A 14,238-nucleotide genomic window follows, 5' to 3' on the forward strand; every position below is an offset into this window, starting at 1 on the left:
ATAATTATAAAGTGATACTAATTTCAAGTCTTTTTTTAGAGAAATTTGTACCAGATGAAATGCATAGATTACCTGATCGAGGGGAAATTAAATGTATTAACCTAATGGAGGTATGTACCATGCAAATGCCACAAAATGAAAAACCACAACAAAATATGCAGACAGGATCCGTTACATATAACCACGGTGGTCATGAGTTAAATGATGTCCATGAGATTTTAAGTGGAATGATAGGTGCATTGGAACAATATGCAATGTTCCGAGGCCAATTAAAAAACCAAGAATTGGTACAAATCGCCAACAACCAATTTCAATTTATCCTCGATGAATACAATATGCTCGTTCAAGCTTTTTCAACGGGACAAGATCCAGCTCATGGCACAAATAGATATCAAATGATTAATCAAAACAACGAATCGATTGTTTATGGATTAAAACCTGGTCAGGTTCCAAAACAGCCAAAACAACCTAATGCGATCGATGATGCTTGTATTTCCGGTTTTATGTTAAACCTTGTTAAAGGTATGGCTTCCATGAAAGCTTTAGCTGCTACAGAGGTAACCAACCCTGTCGTTCGTAGAGTCATTGCTGACAGCATTCCAAATGGCATCGAAATGGCTTATGAACTTTTCCTTTGGAGAAATAAAAACGGACATTACCAAGTTCCTCAATATGATCAACAGACGACAAATGCAATGGTTCACGCATTCGCACCTGTAGCACCTGCTATGCACTAAAAATTAACATGACTTTTAGGCGATCTCATGAAGGTCGCCTTATTTATTTTTCTTTTGTTTTCATCCAAGCATTTTACCTAATGGACCCTCTTCCTCTATCAGATCTTGTATTTGATAAATGGAAATCGGAAAGTAAGGAAAACCATATGCATAGGGAACCAACTCATAAAGTTGAAAATAAATCACTAATGACTTATCAGCGATATAGTAAGCTTGATTTGGTTTAATACTCTTAAATGGTTCAATCACTGGCAGCTTTCTTTCCTTGATTTGTTCTTGAATCAACTGGGAGATCGGCACTACATAGTTACTATTTGGTTTAAATAAATCCCTTAAGGCGTACTTCTTCCCTGTTGTTATATCAAAGGTAAGGGAGTGAATCACAGTGGTTCCATGTGCACCACCTGTGTAAGAATATACATTTAAAGATAAACTCAAAATATGACGTTCATTCGTCTTTATTTCAAAATACCCTATCATCTCTTGAAGATCTTCCCTGTTAGAACCACGATCTTGAAGTAGACGTTCTAAGGCCAAACGAATATCTCGATTAATCTTTTGTTCTATTGTACGATTTGATAATCCATAAATAACAGGATAATACACCTGTATTTGTTTTCTAGGCGAATACAGCTTTGTGTGAATCAGCACAGGGAAATTTACCATATCTTCACTTTTCCTCCTTGCATCCATTTATACAATCTATGTTATACATCAAACATCATGATGCATTTCTGTAGAGGAAAGTTAGTTACATTTAAAGATGAACTCTTGAACGCTCCTGCCATGCTATCGCTTAGAGGTGGAGGATTCTTAGGAACTCCCATCTACGACGGGATATTTACTAAGCTTAGACCGCAGTCCCTGCGGCTAGCAGACTTATACCTTCTTGCAAGATGTTCCTTGCTGCGTTGATGTCCCTGACGTGTTCTTCGTTACATTCGGGACTCAGGACATGTCCATGCTCTCAAGTTTAGATTCTTCACGTGCGGTAACCACAACAGGAACAGAAACATACTTGTGAATTCTGACCATGAGGCATCTGTAATCGATTTAGCTAACTGATGGTTTTTGACCATGTTCTTCACTTGCAAATCTTCGATGCTGATGACTTGGTTTTCGTGAATCAGTTTCGAAGACAATTTGTGAAGGAAGTCGTGGCGAGCGTTGACAATCTTCTCATGGATTTTTGCTACTTTGATTCGGGCTTTGTTCCAGTTGGAACCTCCTTTGATACGTCTAGATAGGATGCGTTGTGCTTTTGCCAGTTTCTGTTCATATTGGCGGAAAAATCGATTTGGTTTGACTTTTGTAGCATCCGAGAGTATTGCGAAATCTTTTAAACCAAGATCAATCCCTACTGCTTTTTTCTTAGCTGGAACATAGGGACAATAATTCCTTTCACATCGGAAACGAAATACTTTCGGATGAATTACGTTTGACTGTAGCGGAAAGAATACGTCCATCGATTTCACGAGACTTCGCAAACTCCATTCAGCCTAGTTTCGGAAGTTTGATTTTATCCTCTTCTATTTGGATATTTTGATTTACACATGGACTCGTGTAAGACTGCACCCGATTTCTCTTGGATTTCAATTTGGGTTGCTCATTCTGTTTCTTGAAAAACCGCTTAAAAGAGTCATCCACATTTCGAAGTGCTTGTTGTAGAGAAGTAGAATCCACTTCTTTTAGCCATTCTATTTCTTTTTTAAAGCAGTTCGTAGTTTGGAACAAGCGTGATAGGTCAATCCTTTGCCCGTTTCTTTGTAGGTATCCTTCCATTTGGCTAGGAAGTGGTTGAAAACCAATCGACTAGAACGAATCGATTGGTTGATGAGAATTGCTTGGTCTTTATTCGGATAGAGTCGAAATTGGAGTGCTTGGTGCATCTGCTTTTCCCCTCCCTTTTCCTGTAGAATATACACATAGAACATATGTCTCAATATGAGGTTATACGATATCCCGTAAAAAATTCACCACAACGATAGAAGAAGAACATGAAAAACAACTGAAAAAAATGGCACTCCATCATGATACAGATGAGGGAAAGATGACTGAAATACTCGTCAAAGAATATCTATAAAGATTGTCAGACTTGCGAGAGAGGTAAAAAAAAGATCCCTCCCTCGTCTGACGCTTCGATTCCTCCCCACTTATGGAAGATGGAGGTATTCTCGGCGCAAGAACTAATAAAAAAAGCAGCCTCTGCTGCTTTTTTCAAAAAAATCAATCTAACATCAACTCCTCAGTTTGCAGTTTTGTCAACAAAACTTGGTATTCTTCTTCCGTGATACCTTCTTGGGAGTGAAGTATTTCCTTTGCATCTGTTCTAGCAACTTCCAATATATGTTCATCACGAGTTAAATCTGCCAAGCGAAACTCAGGAAGTCCACTCTGCTTTACTCCAAGAAAATCCCCTGGGCCTCTCATTTGCAGATCTCGTTCTGAGATGACAAATCCATCTGTCGTCTCTGTCATAATTTCCATTCTTTCTTTGCCCGTTTCTGATTTTGGGTTTGCTACAAGCACACAAGTAGATGCTCCTCCGCCTCTGCCAACTCTTCCTCTAAGCTGATGAAGTTGAGCTAAACCAAAACGATCTGCATCATAAATAACCATCACAGTAGCATTTGGTACATTTACGCCTACCTCAATCACAGTAGTGGAGATTAGAACCTGCACATCGTTTTGCTCATATAAACCCATGATTTCTTCTTTTTCTAAGGAGCTCATTCTCCCATGCAGCAATCCGACACGGATCGGAGATAGTTCCAAAGTCACTTGCTCGAATAATTCTACTGCATTCGCTAAATCTAATTTTTCGGATTCCTCAATCAGCGGGCATATGATATAAGCTTGTCTCCCATTTTGACACTCTTTGGCAACAAATTTGATAATCCTTTCCCAAGCTTCTTTCTTTACCCAATACGTAGTGATAGGTTCTCTTCCGGCAGGCATCTCATCAATAATCGAAATATCCATCTCTCCATATACAGATATCGCAAGGGTGCGTGGAATAGGAGTTGCAGTCATCATCAGCACATCAGGTGCTTCTCCTTTTTCTCGCAAAGATGCACGTTGTTTCACTCCGAAGCGATGCTGTTCATCCGTGATCACCAATCCAAGTTTGCGATAGATCACTTTTTCTTGAATAAGTGCATGTGTCCCTACAATAATATCTGCTAACCCCATTTGGATTTGCCCAAGCACTTCCCGTCGATTGGCGGCTGTCATATTTCCGGTGAGTGTCACGACTTGTAAGCCTAATGGTTTCAGCAGTGTTTTAAGAGAAGTAGCATGTTGGTCTGCTAGGATCTCCGTAGGAACCATCAACGCGCCTTGGTATCCAGATAAATAGTTGGCATACAATGCAATAGCTGCAACTACTGTTTTCCCAGATCCGACATCACCTTGGAGTAGTCGATTCATCTGATGAGGAGACTCTAAATCAGAGCATATTTCATCTACCACCCTTTGCTGGGCTCCTGTCAACGGAAAATCAAGGCTTTGTAACATTAGTTGAAGCTTATCCTTGGGGATTTCTCTAGTAATCCCTTTTGTTTCCTTACGATCTTGCAGTCTTGACCACATTAACCGGCATTCATACAGAAACAATTCCTCATAGACAATGGCTCTTCTCGCTTGATGCCCATCTTTCATGTCTTTAGGAAAATGAAGTAAATACATCGCTTTGGCTCGAGGAATAAGTCTATATTTTGTTCGCAACGTTTCCGGCAGCACTTCTTCTATTTGATTACCATATTCCTTGAAAGCTTCATAAATAAGCTTTCTTAGCCATGCGACACGGATTTTACTCGTTACAGAATAAACTGGTTCCAATTGATCCTGGTGTAATTGCTGCTCATTTTTGCTTAAAAATGTTCGATCTCCAATTATCTGTAACTTTTCGCGATCCCATTTTCCTGTAACCATGATAGGTAATCCATTTGTAAGTTTGGACTTCAAAAAATGTTGATTAAACCAAATGACTGTTATCGGAATCCCGTCTACTTCTAGCTTTACCGTCAGACGGGATTGTTTTTTTCCATACCAACGTATACTTGGAGCTCCCGCAATTATCCCTTGGAAAGTAACTCTTTCCTCGTGAGGAGCGTCCACAGGATTGGTGACCTGATAATCATCATACCGAAATGGATAATAAGTCAGCAGATCAAATACTGTCGTAATACCTAATTCAGATAAATGCATTGCCCGCTCTGGTCCAACTCCAGGCAATGTGGTAACCGGAATATTTGTAAGTTTGATCATTCGTCTTCCTTTGTATCATGAAATATTTGCCTTTCTAATGAGCGTCCAGTTGGAGTGGCTGCCAATCCCCCAAGAGCCGTCTCACGAAGAGCAACTGGCATGTCTTGACCAATTTTGTACATAGCCCCTATGACTTCATCTGTCGGGATGATGCTTTTCACACCAGCAAGGGCTAAATCTGCTGCCACCATGGCGATCGCAGCACCCATGGCATTTCGTTTTACACAAGGAGCTTCTACCAGACCCGCGATAGGATCGCAAACAAGCCCAAGCATATTCTTCAATGCGATGGCTGCTGCTTCTGCTGATTGAGAAGGTGTTCCTCCTGCCATTTCGACAACGGCAGCCGCAGCCATCGCAGTTGCACTTCCTACTTCCGCTTGGCAGCCGCCTGTAGCTCCTGAGATACATGCATTATTTGCAATACAATATCCGATTGCACCTGAAACAAATAACCCAGCGATCATGGCATCTCGATCTAATTTAAATTTTTCAGCCGCAGTAAAGATCGTTCCTGGTAATATTCCGCATGCTCCAGCTGTCGGTGTTGCAACGATAATTCCCATTGCAGCATTCACTTCGGAAACAGCCGTAGCTCGTGATACGGCATCCAATACTGTTTCTCCTGATAGTAAAATCGGCGCGTTCTTTTTATAGTACTGAATTCGTTTCGCATCTCCACCAGATAATCCACTGGGAGAACGTTTATCTTCTGATAAACCTCGAGCAATTGCCTGACCCATTACATCTAGGTTTCTTCCCATCTCGGCCCATATATCTTCGCGAGATCGGTTCATCACCTCAGACTCTTGTCTAACCATCACTTCGGAAATTTTAAGATCTTCCGATTCTGCTAGTTCCACTAATTCTGCAACACTCCGAAAGTTCATGGCTTTATCTCCTTCCACAAGAAAATTTGGTTGTAGTTAGCTTTCATGAGTTACATAGATAAATATCTATCAATTAGAAACCACCGATATAAATAACGGTGGTTCTAATTATTTAGTACGGTTACAGAGTACATACCTGATTTAAGGCGTATCTCTTGTAGTAGTTCATCAGAGACAGGTTGATCCGTCTCGATCGACATCAACGCTTCCAAACCTTTCTCTTTCCGAGCTACTTGCATGTACCCAATATTTATTTCATGTTTCGCTAATATGGTAGCAACATCAGCTACAGCACCAAATTGATCTTTATGAAGGACAAGAAGAGTAGGGGAATTTCCTGATAATTTTAATTCAAATCCGTTTAATTCGATAATTTCCGTTTTCCCGCCACCTATAGAAATACCCACTATCTCCAGTTTGCCACTCTCATCCGAAATGAGTATACGAGCAGTATTTGGATGATCAGGTATCTCTTCTGATTCGACAAACCGAACGTTTATTCCTGCTTCTTTTGCCATTTGCAGTGACGATGGTATGCGTTGATCAAATGTATCGAAATCCAATAACCCGCCTACTAAAGCGATATCTGTACCATGACCTCGATACGTCTTTGCAAATGAGCCATATAAGGTTATCGTTATTTCTTTTGGAATACGCCCAAATAGACTCCTGGCAGTCCTTCCAATTCGTGCAGCTCCTGCTGTATGTGAACTAGAAGGTCCAATCATCACAGGACCGATAATGTCAAATACAGTACGGTACTTCATTTGTCATCATTCTTCCTTTAGAGGTACTAGAATATATGCCAATGTTGCAGCTCCTGTATGTGTTCCAATAACGGGACCAATCGAGGAGATCACTTTTTCACGAAGTTCGTATTCGGATTGATCTTCCATTACTTTCATCCATCGATTTGCTTCTTCTTGCGCATCTGCATGAATTACCGTCACAGATAAAGGTCCAGCAGGAATCTTTTCTTTGATAAGTTCAAGAATGCGACCAAAGGCTTTGTTTTTACCACGTACTTTTTCTACTGCATATAATTCGCCATGTTTATTGATAGACAAGATCGGCTTTATATTTAGCAAAGAACCCACTGCAGCAGAGGCTTTGCCAATACGTCCACCTTTTTTCAAATACTCTAGGTTATCCACTAAGAAATAAATTTGTTGGTTTTCAATAAAGTATTCTGCAATCTCTAGACATTCTTCTACACTTTTGCCTGCTAGAGCTGCTCTTGCAACTGCTGAAACTACGACGCCTATACCATAAGAAGCCGATTTGCTATCCACAACAGTCAAGCTGATACTTTCTTCCTCTTCCAACATCCCTTTTGCTAATACGGCAGATTGATACGTACCACTCAATGCAGAAGACAGGTGAATAGAGATAATTTCCTTTGCGCCTTGCTTGATAGCGTCTTTATAAGCATCGCAAAAATCCATTGGGGATGGTTGAGATGTCGTAGGTAGTTTTTCAGCAACTTCAAGTCGCTTGTAAAACTCTTCTGGAGCGAGGGTCTCTCCATCTAAATAAGATTGATTATCCAAATGAACTTTTAAAGGAATCACTTTGATCTGTAATTCCTCTTGAAGCTTCTTTGGAATATCTGCTGTACTATCTGTAAATACATGAACACGACCCAAATCAGTTCCTCCTCATCCTATTCCACTGCAAATAAGAAATAATACAACGGCTGTCCGCCTTCATAAACCTCATATTCTACTTCTGGATATTCTTCTGTGAGTTTTGCAACTAGGTCATTGGCTTGTTCTTCTGTGACATCTTCACCAAACAACAATGTTACTACTTCTGTTTCCGATGTCATCATGTTGAACAACAGATCATAAGCTGTTTCCAACATGTTTTTACCTGCTGTAATAATTTTACCTTCACGAATCCCAAGGAAATCATCTTTTTCGATATTTACCTCATCCACTACAGTGTCTCTAACAGCATAAGTAACTTCGCCTGACTGCACTGATTTGAGTGCTCGGTTCATCTTTTTCTCGTTTTCTTCTATATCCTTTTCTTCATCAAAAGCAAGAAGAGCCGAAAGTCCTTGCGGAATGGTCTTTGTAGGTATAACGGATACTGGAGTATCTACTAATTCATCTACTTGTTCTGCTGTCAATATAATATTTTTATTATTAGGTAGGATTAATATATGTTTCGCTGATATCGATTTCACGGCTTTCACGAGATCCTCTGTGCTAGGATTCATAGACTGCCCACCTGTGATCACCACATCGACGCCAACACTTTCAAATATATCACTGATCCCTTGGCCTGTAGCTACAGCAACAATACCATAGGACTTACTTGCTTCTGGCTCTTTGACAGGTTCCTGGTGAATAGCAGTGACACCTGTAACATCTTCAAACTGCTCACGCATATTATCAATTTTAATTCTCGTTAGATCTCCATAAGTAGATGCATAGTTTAAAGCATCACCTGGATGCTCTGCGTGTATATGTACTTTTACTAATTCATCATCGGACACAACCAAAACAGAATCTCCATACTGAGATATCTCTTCACGGAAGTGCACTTCATTAAATTTTCTTGTTTTCCGTCGTTTTGTCGTTAGCAAAATCATAAATTCTGTACAATAACCATTTACGATCGTAGCTGGGTCAATATGGGAACCAGCGTGGGCTTCATGTGTTAAGTCTAAGTTTGGCAGATTGGAGGAAGGTTTTAATTCTATAGAGACTTCTTCTCCAGATAAAATTTTCCTCATTCCTTCATAAACAAATACTAGCCCTTGTCCTCCAGCATCCACAACCCCTGTTTGCTTGAGAACAGGTAATAAATCTGGAGTTCTCAATAACGACTTTCTTGCTTCATCCAATACAGCATCTAATATTTCTAATGGATGGTTCGCAGCTCGCGCATGAAACATTCCCGCAGCTGCTGCTTCTCTAGCTACTGTTAAAATCGTACCTTCTACTGGCTTGATTACTGCTTTATAGGCAGTATCTACACCTGCTTGAAACGCTTCCGCAAACTCTTTTGGTCCAATTTCTTCATAACGCAATACAGATTTTGCAAAACCACGAAATAACTGGGATAAAATAACACCAGAATTCCCTCGAGCTCCCATCAGAAGCCCTTTTGAAAGCGCTTCCGCTAGTTTTCCCACCGTAGACTCATTAGCTTTTTTATCCATCTCGGTAACACCAGATGTAATGGTCAAATTCATGTTGGTTCCTGTGTCCCCATCTGGGACTGGAAAAACATTTAGTGCATTTACCTTATCAACATTATTTGTCAGTTCCATTGCCCCAGCTCTCATCATGGAGAGAAAGAGTTGTGCGTTAATCTTAGATCGTTCCAACCGAGGCCCTCCTTAATCTTCGTTTACCAAACGTACACCTTGAATATAAACATTTACATGTTCTACTTGAATCCCGATTAGCTCATTTAATGTATATTTCACTTTGGACTGCACACTTTTTGCGACTTCGGAAATTTTGGTTCCATACCCAACAATAATATGCATATCAATCGTAACTAGATCTTGACCTGTATGTACTTCAATACCTCTTGCTAAGTTATCCCTCCCTAGCAATTCGGTAATACCATCACGCAGTTGACTGCGGGAAGCCATACCCACTAGACCATAACATTCCATCGCTGCAACCCCGGCCAATGTGGCGATGACATCATTTGAAACTTTGATGTGACCAAGTTTGTTTGTTAGTTGTAAACTCATTTCATCAACCTTCCTTAATCAGCTTAGTTATACTAGTATTCTTGGTTAAATGAATATAAATCAAAACAAATCTTCTTAAATGAAATGCAATTTCTATCCGCTCTTTCGTTCATTGTACAATAAACGGTAAGAGGAAGGAAAGTACATTGCAAGAAGACCCTAGAATATGCTACAATGTCAAGCGTTAGTGTTAGGAGGTGTATCGATGGCTCGTCGTTGCTTTATCACAGGAAAACAAGGACATGCAGGTAACAATGTAAGTCACTCCAATCGCAAAAGCCGTAAAAAATGGGGCGTTAACGTACAAAAAGTTCGCATTTTGGTTGACGGAAAACCAAAGCGTGTTTATGTAAGTACCAAAGCTCTAAAATCCGGCAAAGTAACTCGTGTTTAATCGGATATATGCAAACGAATCCAGTCGGGAGAGAACCTGATCTGGATTTTTTGTTATACCCAAATAGTTATAGCTAGATTAACATATTTCTATTATATTATTTGCCGAAAAAAGATTTTGGGAATCATATATTCATGTTAGATTAGAAAATACAAAACAATAAGGGGGATGTAAAAATGAATCTTGGATTAGAAGCTAAAGTTGCACTTATCACGGGAGCCAGCAAAGGTATAGGATTGGAAACAGCTCTAAGTCTTACAAGAGAGGGAGCGAATGTGGCAATCTGTGCTAGAAATGAAGAACAACTGAAAATCGCAGCCACCCATATCCTTGAAAAAACAGGAGTACAAGTTTTACCTATACAAGCTGATATGACAAAGCAAGACGATTGCAAAAGGGCTGTCCAGCATACTTATGAACACTTTGGGCGTTTGGACATACTCATCAATAATGCGGGTACTTCTGCTGCTCATCCTTTTGAAGAAGTAGATACAGATCTATGGCAACAAGACCTTGATCTAAAATTATTTGGTGCGATAAACTGCTCCAAACATGCCACTGAATTTATGCGGCAAAATGGTGGCGGTTCCATTGTTAACGTGACTGCTGTATTAGCGAAAACTCCACCTGCTTCTTCCCTTCCAACAACAGTCAGCCGTGCAGCAGGATTGGCACTGACCAAAGCCATGAGCCGCGATCTTGGAAGCGATAACATCCGGGTAAATACGGTATGCATCGGACTGATCCGCAGTGACCAAATTGAAAAACGCTGGAAACAACAAGCACCTGAGCTGACATGGGAACAGTATGCAACTCTCCCTCAGCACCAAATCCCTCTCGGTCGAATCGGTAATACAGAGGAAGCAGCAAAAGTCATTACCTTTCTTGTATCAGATGCTGCTTCTTATGTTACAGGTACAGCTGTCAATATTGATGGTGGAGCATCTGGTGTGCTGTAATCTAAAAATTGATTACATTGTAAGACGTTTCTGATTACTTTATAATAGAAGTACGTTTTGTTCCGGTTGTGTTCAAAGAACACAACATCACGAAAGGAAGCACACCATGGTGCTCATCATCCCCGCCACCTTCGCACTCGTAGCGGGTCTGGTGCTGTTCTTTGGCGGCCTCGTGTATACCATCAAGATGGCCCCTGACTTCTTCCGGGCGGTCATGACCTTCAACTTCAAGGGTCACGGCCAGAACATGAAGAAAATCCTGATCAACGGCCTGTTCGTCACAGGTGGCCTGTTTCTGATCAGCATCGGCGGGGTACTTCTGGCAGTCATGTGATCATGACAAGGAACTGAACTCTCCGGCGTGACTCATTTTAGGGTCACGCCGGACTGCTGAAAAGAAAATATAACTCTCCCTCGTAAAAAGAAAATGAATAAACTTAATGCATTTCAACAGCATCATTCATCACCTTATCTCTTCATCAAACATTTCTTTACGCATCCATATGAGATTTCTTTGAAAACTCATCCATACCCCAATACACGATAAAGCTTATATGAATACAAACAGGTACATAGTAGTAGAAGATACTTTCGGCCCCCCTGCTCTCTTAAACCATATATAAACCTCGCAGTTCCTCCGAACACCGTAACGATAAGTGCATATGGAAACACCAAGCACACGTACCTCTGTGGGAAGAGCTCAGCTTACAGGATTTCTTTGATAGATGTATAACCAGTGACAATGATGAGACCTAACATCATAAGTGAGAAAGCACCCACAGGATTTTTAGTCTGCTCTGGGATTTAGAAACACTGCTTGCTCTGTTACTCAGGGATTCATTTGTTTCCACTTAAAGACGAATAAATACATCTTATAAATCCAATTACAACCACTAGATCAATTTCTACTGCTCACCTTGACTCTCACTTTAACGTGAGACTTTATAATGGATGACGAGGTGATAAAATGCACAACATTGGTAAGATTTCAAAGACGCTAGACATTACCATCCGCACTTTACGTTACTACGATGAGATCGATTTACTCAAACCTTCTCATATCTCAGAAGCTGGTTATAGGTATTATTCAGAAGAAGATATTCTCCAACTTCAACGTATTCTAACACTAAAAAAACTAGGATTTCATCTGGAACAAATCAAAACTATTCTCACCAAACAAGACTGGAAGACTGTTTTCGAAGAACACTTGGAACTCATACAATATGAAAGAAAAAGAATAATGTACATGGAAAACTTAATTAGACTAAGTTTGAATGTTTCTTTAACAGAAGGAAATGTGAATTGGAAAGATATAAACATTTTTTTAAATGAAGATGAGACATCCTTTCATAATGAGTACTTCCGTAAACAAAGAATTTATATGCGACAGCATTTCTCTGATGAAGAGTATGAAAAATTAACAAGAATCCCTAAATTGGATCATGATACAGAGGAGTCAAAGGAACTAGTTCAAATTATAGGAGAATTTAAAGATTATAGACATCTTTCTCCAATTGATCCAAAGTCCCAACAATTAGCGTCTCGTTTTCACAAATTGCTGATGCAGTATGTAGAAGGTGACGAGGAATTATTAAGCAAATATTGGTATTACTATAAGAAATTCCAAGCCAATCAGCAGATCTCCTTCCTTTTTGATAAAGAAACTATCCAGTATATCGATTCCACCATGGATGTTTATCAGAAGGAGAACCTTACATGATGACATCTAAATTTACTTTATTCAGCAATCTCTTTCTTGGATGGATTACTTTTACATTTGTTTTAGGTCTATCTCCTATTCTAGTGGATCAGCTTTCCATTTTATACCCGATGAATGAGCCAATTCAACAAATGATACAAGGAGTGGTCGTCACGAGCATTACTTTGCCCATTATCCTTATTTTATGTAAAAAGGTCATTCATATTTCGCCGAGTCAACTGGGGTTGGTATCCTTTCGATATGGCTGGTTATTCTTTCTTTTTGGAATTGGCAGTTTTATCTGTTTTCTACTTTTTTCCCTCTGGCTTAGTCAGCAGTTTGGCTGGTCCAACATCATCTCCATACAGGCTTCTTTCCCTTTATTATGGATGATGCTGATCAATATACCTGCAGCATTCCTTTATGAAGCATTTCCAGAGGAGCTTGTCTTTCGAGGTTATCTTTTTTACAACCTCAACCAAGCTTTTCGACGCTGGTTAGCCGTTTTGATACAAGTTGGGTTATTTGTGCTCGCCCCTCTATCCATCACCATTATCTTACCAGTATTTGGATTGAAAGCTGGACTAGATTTTACTGTCGATTATGTCATTACACTCCTTATTTTCGGGATTGTCCTTCAACTATGCAGAATTGTTTCCCGTAACCTATGGATGAACATTGGATTTCACCTGACATTTTTGATGAATTCACGATTTTTTGTTTCAGATAAAAGCCATTCATTTATTCAGGTTCAATTTATTCATGAATTAAGTATCGTGCTGATTTACTTAGGTCCTTGTATCTTTATGATAACTGTATTGTTTGTCATTCATAAAATGAAAAAGGGCAACGGATGATTTTATAGCCGTTGTGTTTTATTGGTTCTAACATTCTAATGCTTTATAAGGATCTAGCAAGGCGGAAGCCTAGATCATCAATTTGAAATGTAGGGTGACTTCGACGGCGGCAAGTTGCCCCACAACCTCTAGCCTCTTCAGCCCAGCTTCCGCCACGGAAAATCCTATAGGATCCATATACATTCTCATCATATAAATCCCAACACCGCTCCCACACATTCCCCAACATATCGTAGGGCTTCCATGGATTTGGCTCCTTTGTACCTACCTCATGAAGCACACCTTCTGAATTGTCATGATACCATGCTATTCGATCGAGTTCTCCCTATCGATAGCCAGATGTTCCTGCTTTGCATGCATACTGCCATTCTGCTTCTGTAGGAAGACGATAACCATCTGCATCCTAGTTACAACTAACACTTTCCCCTTTCTCACTTATTGTGTAACATTCTTTTAAACCTGATTGCTTGGAAAGCAGATTACAAAATAAAATGGCTTCATTCCACGAAACATTCACAACTGGAGTCTGAGGATAATCATTTAATCCAATGGACCTTTGCAAGATGGAGAAGTATAACTCTTTTGTAACAGGAACCTGTGCAAGCGACAAAGATTTGACCTCAACCATCCAAGTAGTCTTTTTTCGATCAACCCGTAATTCTAGACTACCAGCAGGAATTTTTATCATTGGGTAATCTTCCAAACTCCTTGCTTG

Annotated in this window: 13 protein-coding genes and 3 pseudogenes; 6 read left to right on the forward strand and 10 right to left on the reverse strand. The window is 39.9% G+C overall.

Translation table 11 applies throughout. The features are described from left to right. Positions 1 to 125 precede the first annotated feature (125 nt). Positions 126 to 737 (forward strand): spore coat protein, encoded by a 612-nt coding sequence (locus tag GSM42_RS05815; protein ID WP_160800801.1) that lies wholly within the window; start codon positions 126 to 128, stop codon positions 735 to 737. Positions 738 to 797: 60 nt separating this feature from the next. On the opposite strand, the gene GSM42_RS05820 is transcribed toward GSM42_RS05815, so the two are convergent. The 8 genes and pseudogenes from GSM42_RS05820 to GSM42_RS05855 all read right to left on the reverse strand — a co-directional run bounded on the left by GSM42_RS05820 (position 798) and on the right by GSM42_RS05855 (position 9,614). Beyond that, the gene (locus GSM42_RS05820; RefSeq protein ID WP_160800615.1) at positions 798 to 1,403 is read right to left on the reverse strand and encodes a DUF3298 and DUF4163 domain-containing protein; all 606 of its coding nucleotides are present in this window, start codon (positions 1,401 to 1,403) and stop codon (positions 798 to 800) included. 184 nt (positions 1,404 to 1,587) lie between these two features. Further along, positions 1,588 to 2,626, reverse strand: a pseudogene (locus GSM42_RS05825) (RNA-guided endonuclease TnpB family protein). A gap of 337 nt (positions 2,627 to 2,963) precedes the next feature. Next, positions 2,964 to 5,006, reverse strand: coding sequence for an ATP-dependent DNA helicase RecG (gene recG / locus GSM42_RS05830; protein WP_160800616.1), 2,043 nt, complete (start codon positions 5,004 to 5,006; stop codon positions 2,964 to 2,966). Then, complete coding sequence (gene sdaAA, locus GSM42_RS05835; protein WP_160800617.1) at positions 5,003 to 5,896, reverse strand: L-serine ammonia-lyase, iron-sulfur-dependent, subunit alpha; 894 nt, start codon at positions 5,894 to 5,896, stop codon at positions 5,003 to 5,005. The genes recG and sdaAA overlap by 4 nt, the downstream gene beginning before the upstream one ends. Positions 5,897 to 6,000: 104 nt before the next feature. Next, positions 6,001 to 6,663 (reverse strand): L-serine ammonia-lyase, iron-sulfur-dependent subunit beta, encoded by a 663-nt coding sequence (sdaAB, locus tag GSM42_RS05840; protein ID WP_160800618.1) that lies wholly within the window; start codon positions 6,661 to 6,663, stop codon positions 6,001 to 6,003. Between the two features lie 6 nt (positions 6,664 to 6,669). Beyond that, positions 6,670 to 7,542 carry a DegV family protein gene (locus GSM42_RS05845; protein WP_160800619.1) on the reverse strand — a complete coding sequence of 291 codons (873 nt, stop codon included), beginning with the start codon at positions 7,540 to 7,542 and terminating at the stop codon, positions 6,670 to 6,672. 17 nt (positions 7,543 to 7,559) lie between these two features. Then, entirely contained in the window at positions 7,560 to 9,236 is a 1,677-nt protein-coding gene (locus tag GSM42_RS05850; protein ID WP_237446492.1) for a DAK2 domain-containing protein, read from the reverse strand. Between the two features lie 12 nt (positions 9,237 to 9,248). Beyond that, a complete protein-coding gene (locus GSM42_RS05855; protein ID WP_160800620.1) occupies positions 9,249 to 9,614 on the reverse strand; it encodes an Asp23/Gls24 family envelope stress response protein in 366 nt (121 codons plus the stop codon). A 205-nt stretch (positions 9,615 to 9,819) separates the two neighbouring features. On the opposite strand from GSM42_RS05855, the gene rpmB reads away from it, so the two are divergent. The 3 genes from rpmB to GSM42_RS05870 all read left to right on the forward strand — a co-directional run bounded on the left by rpmB (position 9,820) and on the right by GSM42_RS05870 (position 11,301). Further along, positions 9,820 to 10,008, forward strand: a complete 189-nt coding sequence (rpmB, locus tag GSM42_RS05860; RefSeq protein ID WP_028778351.1) for a 50S ribosomal protein L28 — start codon at positions 9,820 to 9,822, stop codon at positions 10,006 to 10,008. Positions 10,009 to 10,184: 176 nt separating this feature from the next. Beyond that, positions 10,185 to 10,967 carry an SDR family NAD(P)-dependent oxidoreductase gene (locus tag GSM42_RS05865; RefSeq protein ID WP_160800621.1) on the forward strand — a complete coding sequence of 261 codons (783 nt, stop codon included), beginning with the start codon at positions 10,185 to 10,187 and terminating at the stop codon, positions 10,965 to 10,967. A gap of 106 nt (positions 10,968 to 11,073) precedes the next feature. After that, a complete protein-coding gene (locus tag GSM42_RS05870; RefSeq protein ID WP_160800622.1) occupies positions 11,074 to 11,301 on the forward strand; it encodes a hypothetical protein in 228 nt (75 codons plus the stop codon). Positions 11,302 to 11,458: 157 nt separating this feature from the next. Here the strand turns inward: GSM42_RS05870 and GSM42_RS20525 are convergent. Next, a pseudogene (locus GSM42_RS20525) lies at positions 11,459 to 11,765 on the reverse strand (alpha-ketoglutarate transporter); the annotation flags it as partial. A 169-nt stretch (positions 11,766 to 11,934) separates the two neighbouring features. On the opposite strand from GSM42_RS20525, the gene GSM42_RS05875 reads away from it, so the two are divergent. Further along, complete coding sequence (locus tag GSM42_RS05875; protein WP_160800623.1) at positions 11,935 to 12,687, forward strand: MerR family transcriptional regulator; 753 nt, start codon at positions 11,935 to 11,937, stop codon at positions 12,685 to 12,687. Beyond that, a complete protein-coding gene (locus GSM42_RS05880; protein ID WP_160800624.1) occupies positions 12,684 to 13,523 on the forward strand; it encodes a CPBP family intramembrane glutamic endopeptidase in 840 nt (279 codons plus the stop codon). The genes GSM42_RS05875 and GSM42_RS05880 overlap by 4 nt, the downstream gene beginning before the upstream one ends. Before the next feature lie 43 nt (positions 13,524 to 13,566). On the opposite strand, the pseudogene GSM42_RS05885 reads toward GSM42_RS05880, so the two are convergent. Then, a pseudogene (locus tag GSM42_RS05885) lies at positions 13,567 to 14,211 on the reverse strand (formylglycine-generating enzyme family protein). Positions 14,212 to 14,238 lie beyond the last annotated feature (27 nt).

The sequence above is a fragment of the Shimazuella alba genome (assembly GCF_009831235.1).
Taxonomy (GTDB): Bacteria; Bacillota; Bacilli; order Thermoactinomycetales; family Thermoactinomycetaceae; genus Shimazuella; species Shimazuella alba.

What these genes read in the sequence shown, in the direction of transcription:
- GSM42_RS05865 (WP_160800621.1), top strand. Translation starts at nt 10,185, where the DNA reads ATGAATCTTGGATTAGAAGCTAAAGTTGCACTTATCACGGGAGCCAGC.
- GSM42_RS05875 (WP_160800623.1), top strand. Translation starts at nt 11,935, where the DNA reads ATGCACAACATTGGTAAGATTTCAAAGACGCTAGACATTACCATCCGC.
- recG (WP_160800616.1), bottom strand. Translation starts at nt 5,006, where the DNA reads ATGATCAAACTTACAAATATTCCGGTTACCACATTGCCTGGAGTTGGA.
- GSM42_RS05880 (WP_160800624.1), top strand. Translation starts at nt 12,684, where the DNA reads ATGATGACATCTAAATTTACTTTATTCAGCAATCTCTTTCTTGGATGG.
- GSM42_RS05855 (WP_160800620.1), bottom strand. Translation starts at nt 9,614, where the DNA reads ATGAGTTTACAACTAACAAACAAACTTGGTCACATCAAAGTTTCAAAT.
- sdaAA (WP_160800617.1), bottom strand. Translation starts at nt 5,896, where the DNA reads ATGAACTTTCGGAGTGTTGCAGAATTAGTGGAACTAGCAGAATCGGAA.
- rpmB (WP_028778351.1), top strand. Translation starts at nt 9,820, where the DNA reads ATGGCTCGTCGTTGCTTTATCACAGGAAAACAAGGACATGCAGGTAAC.
- GSM42_RS05820 (WP_160800615.1), bottom strand. Translation starts at nt 1,403, where the DNA reads ATGGTAAATTTCCCTGTGCTGATTCACACAAAGCTGTATTCGCCTAGA.
- GSM42_RS05870 (WP_160800622.1), top strand. Translation starts at nt 11,074, where the DNA reads ATGGTGCTCATCATCCCCGCCACCTTCGCACTCGTAGCGGGTCTGGTG.
- sdaAB (WP_160800618.1), bottom strand. Translation starts at nt 6,663, where the DNA reads ATGAAGTACCGTACTGTATTTGACATTATCGGTCCTGTGATGATTGGA.
- GSM42_RS05815 (WP_160800801.1), top strand. Translation starts at nt 126, where the DNA reads ATGCCACAAAATGAAAAACCACAACAAAATATGCAGACAGGATCCGTT.